The following is a 9,465-nucleotide window of genomic DNA, read 5'->3' as shown; positions in this document are numbered from 1 at the left end:
GGGCGTGCCGGCGCTGCGATCGGTGCACCGTCCGGTCGCGCGCCCGCTCGCGCTCCGCGTCGCGCGCGCGGGGGCTCACGGGACCCGGCCGGGTCCCCCGCCGGCCCTCCCACCGTCCTCGCGCGGGGCGAGCCTGCGCCCGACGAGCACGGCGTACAGCAGCAGCGCGACGGAGAACAGGACGAACGGCCACCAGGGCAGCGGCGCCTGCTCACCGAGCAGGAGGAGCAGCACCCCGACGACCAGCCCGGTCGTACCGCCGAGCAGCGGCGTGGTGACCACCTGCCGGCGCAGCCGACGGCGCTCGGCCGGGGAGGGGTGGGCACCCGGACCGGTCACGGGCCCAGCCTGCCAGGGCCCCGCCCCGGCGGTGCACCGGACGGGGCGGTCCCACCCGGCTGCCGCACCGGTGGGGGGCCGCCCCGGGCCGGACGGTGCGGGGCCGGGGCGGGCCGGACGGTGAGGGGCCGCCCCGGGCCGGCTGCCGGTCAGGCCAGGTTCGCCCGCAGGAACTCCAGCGTGCGGGTCCACGCCTTCGCCGCCAGGTCGGCGTCGTAGGTCCCCAGGTGGTCCTCGTCGTTGAAGAAGGCGTGCCCGGCACCCTCGTACCGCACGATCTCCACCGGGCCCTTCGCCTTCGCCTGGAGCTCCGCCTCCAGCGCGGCCACCTGGTCAGGCGCCGCGAAGCCGTCCTCGGTGCCGAAGTGGCCCAGCACGGGGGCGGTGATGCCCGCCAGGTCGACCTGGTCGTAGCCGCCCACGCCGTAGAACGGCACCGCGGCACCGATGCGATCGCCCTGCTGCGCGGCCAGGACGAGGACGAACCCGCCCCCCATGCAGAAGCCGACGGCACCGACGGTCGACGAGGTCACCGCGTCGTGGCCGAGCAGGAAGTCGACGGCACCGGACAGGTCGCGCGCGGCGCGCTCGACCGGCAGGTCCTGCATCAGCTGGCCGGCCTCGTCGGAGTCGTGGGTCGTGGGCCCGCCGAACAGGTCGGGGGCCAGGGCGACGAAGCCCTCGGCGGCGAACCGGTCGGTGACGTCCTTGATGTGCTCGGTGAGGCCCCACCACTCCTGGATGACGACGAGCCCCGGGCCGGAGCCGGAGGCCGGCACCGCGAGGTAGCCGTGCGCGGTGGTGTCGCCGGAGGGGAAGGAGACGTTCTGGTGGGGGTTCTGGCCGGTCGCTGCGGGGGTCTGGGTCACGGTCGTCCACGCTACGTCGGGTGCCGCTACCCGGCACGGCGGGCAGGGGCGATGCTGGTCCGGTGACGACGACCCAGCCCGGCTCCCGCCCCCTCGACGCCGCCGCCGGCACCGTCGTCTACGGCAGCGCCCGGGGCACCGGCCTGCTGGCGGCCGTGGTCCTGGGCAGCGGCATCGCGTTCCTCGACTCCACCGTCGTCAACGTCGCTCTGCCCACGATCGGCCGGGACCTGGGCGCGAGCTTCGCCCAGCTGCAGTGGGTGGTCACGGGCTACACGCTCGCCCTGGCCGCGTTCATCCTCGTCGGCGGCTCGCTGGGCGACAGGCTCGGCCGCCGGCGCGTCTACGTGTGGGGCATCGCCGGGTTCGCGGTGACCTCGCTGCTGTGCGCGCTGGCCCCGACCGCCGACGCCCTCGTGGCGGCCCGCGTGCTGCAGGGCGTCGCCGGCGCCCTGCTCACCCCGGGCTCGCTCGCCGTCATCCAGTCGAGCTTCCGGCCGCAGGACCGGGGCCGGGCCATCGGCACCTGGGCGGGCGTCGGCGCCGTGGCCCCTGCGCTCGGGCCTCCCCTGGGCGGCTGGCTCGCCGAGGTGGACTGGCGGCTGGTGTTCCTCGTCAACCTGCCGCTGGCCGCGCTCGCCCTCGTCCTCACCGTCCGGTTCGTGCCCGAGAGCCGGGACGCGACGTCCGACGGCCCGCTCGACGTGGCCGGAGCCGTCCTCGGCGTGCTCGCGCTGGGCGGGCTCACCGCCGCGCTCGTCGGCACGGGCGGCGGCGAGGGCGGCGCCGTGCTGCAGGCGGTGGTGCCCGCCGGTGCCGTCGTCGCGGTCGTGGCCGGCGCCGGCTTCGTCTGGTGGGAGCGGCGCGCGCGTCGGCCGATGGTGCCGCCGTCGCTGTGGTCGAGCAGGACGTTCACCGTCGCCAACCTGCTCACCCTCGCGGTGTACGCGGCGCTGTCGGGGCTGTTCTTCTTCCTCGCGCTGCAGCTGCAGACCTCGCTGGGCTACCGCCCGGTCCTCGCCGGTGCCGCGGCCCTGCCCTCGAGCGTCCTGCTGCTCCTGCTGTCCTCGCGGGCCGGCGACCTGGCCACCCGCACCGGTCCACGGCTGCTGCTGCTCGTCGGGCCGCTCGTCGCGGCCGTGGGGGTCGCGCTGCTGGCGCCGCTGTCCGCGGGCGACTCCTACCTGCTCCACGTCCTGCCCGGCGTGCTGCTGTTCGGCCTGGGCCTGGCGCTGCTCGTGGCGCCCCTGACGACGACGGTGCTCGCGGCGGCGCCGGACCGGTTGACCGGCACGGCGAGCGGGGTCAACAACGCCGTCAGCCGCGCCGGCGGTCTGGTCGCCGTGGCCGCGCTCCCGAGCCTCGTCGGCCTCGGCGCCCAGGAGTACGCCGACGCCGACGCGCTCACCGACGGGTACCGCGCGGCGATGCTCGTCTGCGCGGGCCTGCTCGTGCTCGGCGGGCTGAGCGCGCTCGCCCTGCCCCGCCGCTACGCCGACTGCGCGCCGCGGGACGAGCGCACCGACGGGCGGACCGGGGCTGGTACACCAGCACCATGACCGCACCCGCCGCCGTCGGCGTCATGCTCCCCCGCGAGGTCCCGCCCGCCGAGGTGGCCCGGGTGGCCCGGGCCTGCGAGGCCGCCGGCTTCGACGAGGTGTGGGTGGTCGAGGACTGCTTCTACACCGGCGGCACGACCGCGGCCGCGATCGCCCTGGCCGCCACCTCGCGGGTGACCGTCGGGATCGGCATCCTCCCCGCCGTCGCCCGCAACCCCGCGTTCGCGGCGATGGAGCTGGCCACCCTCGCCGGCGCCTTCCCGGGCCGGGTGCACGCGGGCATCGGGCACGGGGTCGCGTCGTGGATGGAGCAGGTCGGCGCGGTGCCCGCCTCGTGGCTCACGTCGATCCGCGAGACCACCGACGCCGTCCGTGACCTGCTCCACGGCCGCACGGTGACCACCGACGGCGACCACGTCCGCCTCGACCAGGTGGCGCTGGAGTTCCCGCCGGACCAGCCGCCGCTGGTGAGCCTCGGGGTGCGCGGCCCCAGGTCGGTCGCCGTGGCCGGTGCGCACGCCGACGGGCTCGTGCTCGCCGAGCCGACCCCGCCCTCGTACGTCGCCGCCGCACGCGCACGCCTCGACGCCGCCGCGGCGGGGTCCCGCGTGGAGGGCGGCCGGCGGATCACCGCCTACACCTGGGCGCTCACCGGCGACCACGTCGACCCCGCCGAGCGCGACGCCGTCCTGCGCGAGCGGTGCACCGGGGCGGTGCGCCACGGCGGGACCGAGGCCCACACCGCCGACCTGCCCGCCCACGTCCGCGAGCACCTGCAGGCGGTCGTCGACGGGACCGAGGAGCTGTCGGACGAGGCCCTCGACCTGCTCGCCGTGCGCGGGGACGCCACCGCGGTGCGCGCCGCGGTGGCCGCCCGCCACGGTGCGGGCGCCGACTGCGTGGTGCTGGTGCCGCCGCGCGTCGACCGCGGGGTCGACGTGCTGCTGGAGGACGTCGCGGCGCTGGGGGCGGCCGTCCGCGGCTGAGGCGCGGTCAGGCCGGTCGGGTCGCGGAGCCGGAGCGCTCGAGCTGCTCGACGAGGGCGCGGAGCCGCACCACGAGGTCGGCCTGGGTGCCCTCGTCCAGCCCCGCCTGCTCGCAGACCTCGGCGGGCAGGTGCGCCGCCTCCGCCCGCATCGACGAGCCGCGGTCGGTGAGGGCGACGGTGACCGAGCGCTCGTCCGTGCGCGAGCGCACCCGGGTCACCAGGCCGGCCGCCTCCAGCCGTTTGAGCAGGGGCGACAGCGTGCTCGACTCCAGGCCCAGCCGGCTGCCGATGCGCCCGACGCTCGCCTCGCCCTCCTGCCACAGCAGCACCATGACGAGGTACTGCGGGTAGGTCAGCCCGAGGGCCGCGAGGGCGGGGCGGTAGCGCGCCGTCATGGACCGGGCGGCGGTGTGCAGCGCCAGGCACAGCATGTCGTCGACGGCCACGACAGCCTCGACGGCGGCTGGAGGCTGGGCGGGCACCCCCTGAGGGTATGCCCGCCCTCCCGCTGCCGCCCAGGCCGTGCTCGGCAGGCTCAGTTGAGCTTGCGTGTGCCCTCGGGCAGGGCGCCGCCGGACTGCACGGACTCGGCCAGCTGCGCGAGCGCCGTCAGGGCGACGTTCTGGCTCCACGGCCCGAACGAGACGCGCGCGACGCCCAGCTCCTGCAGCCGCGGCAGCGAGAGGGAGCCGGGGACCGCGATGACGTTGAGCTTCTGCGGGCCGAGGGCCTCCACCAGGGTCGTGACCTGCGCCTCGTCGAGCTTCCCGGGCGCGAAGAAGGTGGAAGCACCTGCGTCCAGGTAGGCGCGGCCGCGCTCGACCGCCTCGGCGAGGACGTCCGCGGGGTCACGGTCGCCGGCCTTGAGGAACGCGTCGGTCCGGGCGTTGAGGACGAAGTCCACCCCGGCCTGCTCCCCCGCGGCCACGGCGGCGCGGACGGCGGCGACCGCCTCGTCCAGCGGCCGCATCTGGTCCTCGAGGTTGGCGCCGACCACGCCGACATCGATCGCGCGGGACACGGTGGAGCCGGCGTCGCCGTAGCCGGCCTCCAGGTCGGCGCTCACCGGCAGGTCGACCGCGGCGACGATGCGGCCGACGGCGGCGACCATCTCCTCCACGGGGATGACCTCCCCGTCCGGGTAGCCGGCCGAGGCGGCGATGGAGTGGCTCGCGGTCGCCAGGGCCTTGGTCCCCGGCGTCCCCGCGACGACCGTCGCGCTGACGACGTCCCAGACGTTGACGAGGACGAGCAGCTCGGGGTCGGCGTGCAGGCGCTGGAGCTCGGTGGCGCGGTCGGCGGTGCCGGGGCGGGGGGCGGTGGTGTCCTGGCTCATGGGCCGACGGTAACGACGAGGGGCGGACCGTGCCTGGCCAGCGGCCCACGGTCGGGCCAGGATCGAGCCATGAGTGGACACCCGCGCGCCGGTCAGGTCGCGCTGCCCGAGGACCTGGTCGACGTCGCCCACCTCGTGACGGCCTACTACGCCCTGGTGCCGGACCCGGCCGAGGTCTCGCAGCAGGTCGTGTTCGGCACCTCGGGGCACCGCGGCTCGAGCCTGGACACCGCGTTCAACGAGCAGCACATCGTCGCCACGACGCAGGCGATCGTGGAGTACCGGCGGGAGCAGGGCATCGCCGGGCCGCTGTTCCTCGGCCGCGACACCCACGGGCTGTCGGAGCCGGCGTGGACGACCGCGCTGGAGGTGCTCGCCGCCGCGGACGTCACCGTCATGGTCGACGACGCCGACCGCTACACCCCGACCCCCGGGGTGAGCCACGCGATCCTCCGCCACAACCGCGGCCGGGCCTCCGACGACGCCGCGCGCGCCGACGGCATCGTCGTCACCCCGTCGCACAACCCGCCCCGCGACGGCGGCTTCAAGTACAACGCCAGCCACGGCGGCCCCGCGGACTCCGACGCCACGGGCTGGATCGCCCGGCGCGCCAACGAGATCCTCCGTGACGGGGACGGCCGGGCGGACGCGGTGGCACGCGTGCCCTTCGCCCGGGCCCGGGCCGCCGCCACCGGCTACGACTACATGGGCACCTACGTCGCCGACCTGCCGTCGGTCCTCGACCTGGACGCGGTGCGCTCGGCGGGCGTCCGGATCGGCGCCGACCCGCTCGGCGGCGCGGCCGTCGACTACTGGGGCGCGGTCGCCGAGGCCCACCGCCTCGACCTCACCGTCGTCAACCCCGAGGTGGACCCCACCTGGCGCTTCATGACGCTGGACCGCGACGGCAAGATCCGGATGGACTGCTCGAGCCCGTGGGCGATGGCCAGCCTGCGCGAGCGGATGAGCGGCACCGGCGAGGACGGCCGGGCGCCGTTCGACGTCGCCACCGGCAACGACGCGGACTCCGACCGCCACGGCATCGTCACGCCCGACGGCGGCCTGATGAACCCCAACCACTTCCTCGCCGTGGCCATCGAGCACCTGTTCGCGCACCGCGGCTGGGGCCCGGACGTCGCCGTCGGCAAGACGCTGGTGTCCAGCTCGATCATCGACCGGGTCGTGGGCGGGCTCGGGCGCCGGCTCCTCGAGGTGCCGGTCGGCTTCAAGTGGTTCGTGCCGGGCCTGCTGGACGGCAGCGTCGGCTTCGGCGGCGAGGAGTCCGCGGGGGCGTCGTTCCTGCGCCACGACGGCACCGTGTGGACCACCGACAAGGACGGCATCCTGCTCGCGCTGCTGGCCAGCGAGATCACCGCCGTGAGCGGCGCCTCGCCGAGCGCCGCCTACGCGGACATCGAGCAGCGCTACGGCGCCCCGGTGTACGCCCGCGTCGACGCCCCGGCCGACCGGGACCAGAAGGCCAAGCTGGCCGCGCTGTCCGCCGCCGACGTCACCGCGACCGAGCTCGCCGGCGACCCGGTGACCGCGGTCCTCACCGAGGCGCCCGGCAACGGTGCCCCGCTGGGCGGGCTCAAGGTGACCACCGAGGACGCCTGGTTCGCCGCGCGCCCCTCCGGCACCGAGGACGTCTACAAGATCTACGCGGAGTCCTTCCGCGGCCAGGAGCACCTGGAGCAGGTCCAGCAGGCCGCGCGGGAGGTCGTCGCCTCGGCGCTCGGCGCCTGACGGCACGCAGGTCCCGGTCCCCGACCGGGCGGGAGCAGCCGCCCCCGCCCGGTCACGGAGCCGTCACCAGATCCGCACGCGCTCCGTCGGCTCCAGCCACAGCCCGTCCTCGGCGGAGGTGCCGAACGCCTCGTGGAAGGCGTCGACGTTGCGGACGACGTTGGCGCGGAACTCCGGCGGGGAGTGCGGGTCGACGGTGAGCCGGCGCACGACCTCCTCGGGGCGGGTGACCTGCTGCCAGATCCGGCCGAAGCCGACGAAGAAGCGCTGCACCCCGCTCAGGCCGTCGACGACGGGCGGCGCGGCGCCGCCCAGCGACAGCCGGTAGGCGTGCAGCGCGACCTCGGCGCCGCCCAGGTCGCCGATGTTCTCCCCGAGCGTGAACGCCCCGTTCACCTGTCGCTCCGGTGCCTCGGCGGGGGCGAAGGCGTCGTACTGCTCGACGAGCGCCTTGGTCCGCTCCTCGAAGGCGGTCCGGTCGGCGTCGGTCCACCAGTCGCTGAGCAGGCCGGAGCCGTCGTAGCGGCTGCCCTGGTCGTCGAAGCCGTGGCCGATCTCGTGGCCGATGACCGCCCCGATGCCGCCGTAGTTGTAGGCGTCGTCCACCTCGGGGTCGAAGAACGGCGGCTGGAGGATGGCCGCCGGGAAGACGATCTCGTTCATCGACGGGTTGTAGTAGGCGTTGACCGTCTGCGGGGTCATGAGCCACTCGTCGCGGTCGACGGGGCCGCCGAGCTTGCCGAGCTCACGGTCGGTCTCCGCGGCCGTGGCCCGCCGGACGTTGCCGAGCAGGTCGGCGGGGTCGATGTGCACCGTCGAGTAGTCGCGCCAGCTGGCCGGGTAGCCGATCTTCGGGGTGAAGGCGGAGAGCTTGGCCTGCGCGCGCTCCTTGGTCTCCGGGGTCATCCAGGCGAGCGAGTCGATGCGCTCGCGGTAGGCCGCGATGAGGTTGTCGACGAGCTCGACCATGCGGGCGTGGGACTGCGGCGGGTAGTGCCGGGCGACGTACAGCTCGCCGACGGCCTCGCCGAGGACGCCCTCGACCAGCGAGACGCCGCGCTTCCACCGCTCGCGCATCTGCGGGGTGCCGGACAGCGTGGTGCCGTAGAAGGCAAAGTTCTCCTCCACGAGCGGCTGCGACAGGTACGCGGCCAGGGACGTGACGACCCGCCAGCGGAGCCAGGTGCGCCAGGTCTCCAGCGGCTCCTCGGCGAGGGCGGCGGCGAGGCCCTGCAGGGCGTCGGGCTCGCCGACGACCAGCTGCGCCCGCCCGGCCTCGGGCAGGCCGAGCCCGTCGGCCCACGCCCGCCAGCCCGGCAGCAGCCCGTCCATCTGCTCGCCGGTCGTCAGGTTGTACGTCTTCACCGCGTCACGGGTGGCGACGGTGTCCCAGTGGGTGCTCGCGACCCGGGTCTCCAGCGCCAGCACGGTCGCCGCGGCCTGCTCGGCCGCCTCGCCCTCGGCGACGCCGGCGAGGGTGAGCATGCGGGCGACGTGGCCCGGCAGCGCGTCGCGGAGCGCGGCGTGCTGCGGGTCCCGGTAGTAGGACTCGTCGGGCAGGCTCAGCCCGCCCTGGGAGACGTAGAGCAGGTACCGGGTCGGGTCGCCCTTGTCGACCCAGACGTAGGAGCCGAACGCCCCGCCGACGCCCTCCCGCTCGAGGGTGCCGAGCAGCCGCAGCAGCTCCTCGACCGAGGTGACCGCGTCCACGCGGGCCACGACCTCGGCCAGGGGCGAGGCGCCGAGGGCGTCCACCCGGTCGGTGTCCATGAAGCTGGCGTAGAGGTCGCCGACCTTGCGCGCCACCGACCCGGGCTCGGGCCCCGACGCCGCGGCCTCCTCGATGATCTGGCGGACGTGCTCCTCGGCCTGCTCGCGCAGCACGTAGAAGCTGCCGTGGCTCGACCGGTCCGCGGGGATCTCCGCCGTCGCGAGCCAGCGGCCGTTGACGTGGCGGAACAGGTCGTCCTGCGGGCGGACCGAGGGGTCCAGGTGCGCCAGGGGCGAGGCGGGGGGCGTCTGCGTCGTCACCGCTCCATCGTGCCCCACGCCCCGGACACACCGTCCGGCGAGGCCCGGCTGCCTGCTGCGCTCCCGTCCGCCGCCCGGTGCAGCGGGCACGGTGCTATACCTGCTGGCGGGAGGGTCGACGATGACCTCGGACCAGGTGCGCGACGGTCGGCAGCCCCCGCGGGCGCCGCGGCGGGCGACGTCCCTGCTCGTCCCGGCCCTGGCGCTGCTCGCGTCGGTCGTCCTCCTGCGCGACGGTGCCGGGAGCCCGGACGGGACGTCCGCGGCCGACCTGGACCGGATCGGCGCGGCGGTCGAGCAGGGCTGCCGCGACCCGTCCGCCGACCTCGCCGCCACGACCGGCCTCGCCCTGGACGGGACGGTGCTGTCGCTCGTCCCGCCCGCGGACGGCGGCGCGCCCGCCCTCGTCGAGCTCGCGGTGCACGAGTGGTTCCGCGGGCCCCCCGTCGACCGCACCCGGGTCCGCGTCGACCGGGCCACCCTCCGTGCGATGGCAGCAGAGGTCGGACCCGTCGTCCCGGGCACGCGGCTGCTCGTGTCCGGGCGGGGGTGGGGCCGCGGCACCGACGCCCCCGCCGCGGCCGGCTGGGGGAGTCG

General features: G+C 76.0%; 9 protein-coding genes. 4 read left to right on the top strand and 5 right to left on the bottom strand.

Annotation, left to right across the window (positions count from 1 at the left end; all coding sequences use genetic code 11):
• Positions 1 to 75: 75 nt before the first annotated feature.
• Both WCS02_RS13825 and WCS02_RS13820 read right to left on the bottom strand, forming a co-directional pair.
• A complete protein-coding gene (locus WCS02_RS13825) occupies positions 76 to 339 on the bottom strand; it encodes a hypothetical protein (protein ID WP_340294201.1) in 264 nt (87 codons plus the stop codon).
• A 149-nt stretch (positions 340 to 488) separates the two neighbouring features.
• Positions 489 to 1,208: a dienelactone hydrolase family protein gene (locus WCS02_RS13820; protein WP_340294199.1), complete on the bottom strand. Its 720-nt coding sequence runs from the start codon at positions 1,206 to 1,208 to the stop codon at positions 489 to 491.
• Between the two features lie 62 nt (positions 1,209 to 1,270).
• Here WCS02_RS13820 and WCS02_RS13815 point away from each other — a divergent pair, with 62 nt between their 5' ends.
• Positions 1,271 to 2,767, top strand: a complete 1,497-nt coding sequence (locus tag WCS02_RS13815; RefSeq protein WP_340294197.1) for an MFS transporter — start codon at positions 1,271 to 1,273, stop codon at positions 2,765 to 2,767.
• A complete protein-coding gene (locus tag WCS02_RS13810) occupies positions 2,764 to 3,753 on the top strand; it encodes an LLM class flavin-dependent oxidoreductase (protein ID WP_340294195.1) in 990 nt (329 codons plus the stop codon). Before WCS02_RS13815 ends, WCS02_RS13810 begins: the two co-directional genes overlap by 4 nt.
• 7 nt (positions 3,754 to 3,760) lie before the next feature.
• Here the strand turns inward: WCS02_RS13810 and WCS02_RS13805 are convergent, their stop codons facing one another.
• Both WCS02_RS13805 and WCS02_RS13800 read right to left on the bottom strand, forming a co-directional pair.
• Positions 3,761 to 4,237: a MarR family winged helix-turn-helix transcriptional regulator gene (locus WCS02_RS13805; protein WP_340294193.1), complete on the bottom strand. Its 477-nt coding sequence runs from the start codon at positions 4,235 to 4,237 to the stop codon at positions 3,761 to 3,763.
• A gap of 53 nt (positions 4,238 to 4,290) precedes the next feature.
• A complete protein-coding gene (locus WCS02_RS13800; protein WP_340294191.1) occupies positions 4,291 to 5,091 on the bottom strand; it encodes an isocitrate lyase/PEP mutase family protein in 801 nt (266 codons plus the stop codon).
• A 69-nt stretch (positions 5,092 to 5,160) separates the two neighbouring features.
• On the opposite strand from WCS02_RS13800, the gene pgm reads away from it, so the two are divergent.
• Positions 5,161 to 6,837: a phosphoglucomutase (alpha-D-glucose-1,6-bisphosphate-dependent) gene (gene pgm / locus WCS02_RS13795; RefSeq protein ID WP_340294189.1), complete on the top strand. Its 1,677-nt coding sequence runs from the start codon at positions 5,161 to 5,163 to the stop codon at positions 6,835 to 6,837.
• A gap of 63 nt (positions 6,838 to 6,900) precedes the next feature.
• Here pgm and WCS02_RS13790 read toward each other — a convergent pair whose 3' ends face one another.
• A complete protein-coding gene (locus tag WCS02_RS13790) occupies positions 6,901 to 8,868 on the bottom strand; it encodes a M13 family metallopeptidase (RefSeq protein ID WP_340294187.1) in 1,968 nt (655 codons plus the stop codon).
• 121 nt (positions 8,869 to 8,989) lie between these two features.
• Between WCS02_RS13790 and WCS02_RS13785 the strand changes: the two genes are divergently transcribed.
• Positions 8,990 to 9,465: hypothetical protein (locus WCS02_RS13785; protein WP_340294185.1), on the top strand; the 476-nt coding region annotated here is incomplete at its 3' end.

Source organism: Aquipuribacter hungaricus, assembly GCF_037860755.1.
Taxonomy (GTDB): domain Bacteria; phylum Actinomycetota; class Actinomycetes; order Actinomycetales; family JBBAYJ01; genus Aquipuribacter; species Aquipuribacter hungaricus.
This window is presented reverse-complemented; position numbering and strand designations above follow the sequence as displayed.

Excerpts from the sequence above, each read along its gene's own strand:
- pgm (WP_340294189.1), top strand. The coding sequence starts at position 5,161 with ATGAGTGGACACCCGCGCGCCGGTCAGGTCGCGCTGCCCGAGGACCTG.
- WCS02_RS13810 (WP_340294195.1), top strand. The coding sequence starts at position 2,764 with ATGACCGCACCCGCCGCCGTCGGCGTCATGCTCCCCCGCGAGGTCCCG.
- WCS02_RS13800 (WP_340294191.1), bottom strand. The coding sequence starts at position 5,091 with ATGAGCCAGGACACCACCGCCCCCCGCCCCGGCACCGCCGACCGCGCC.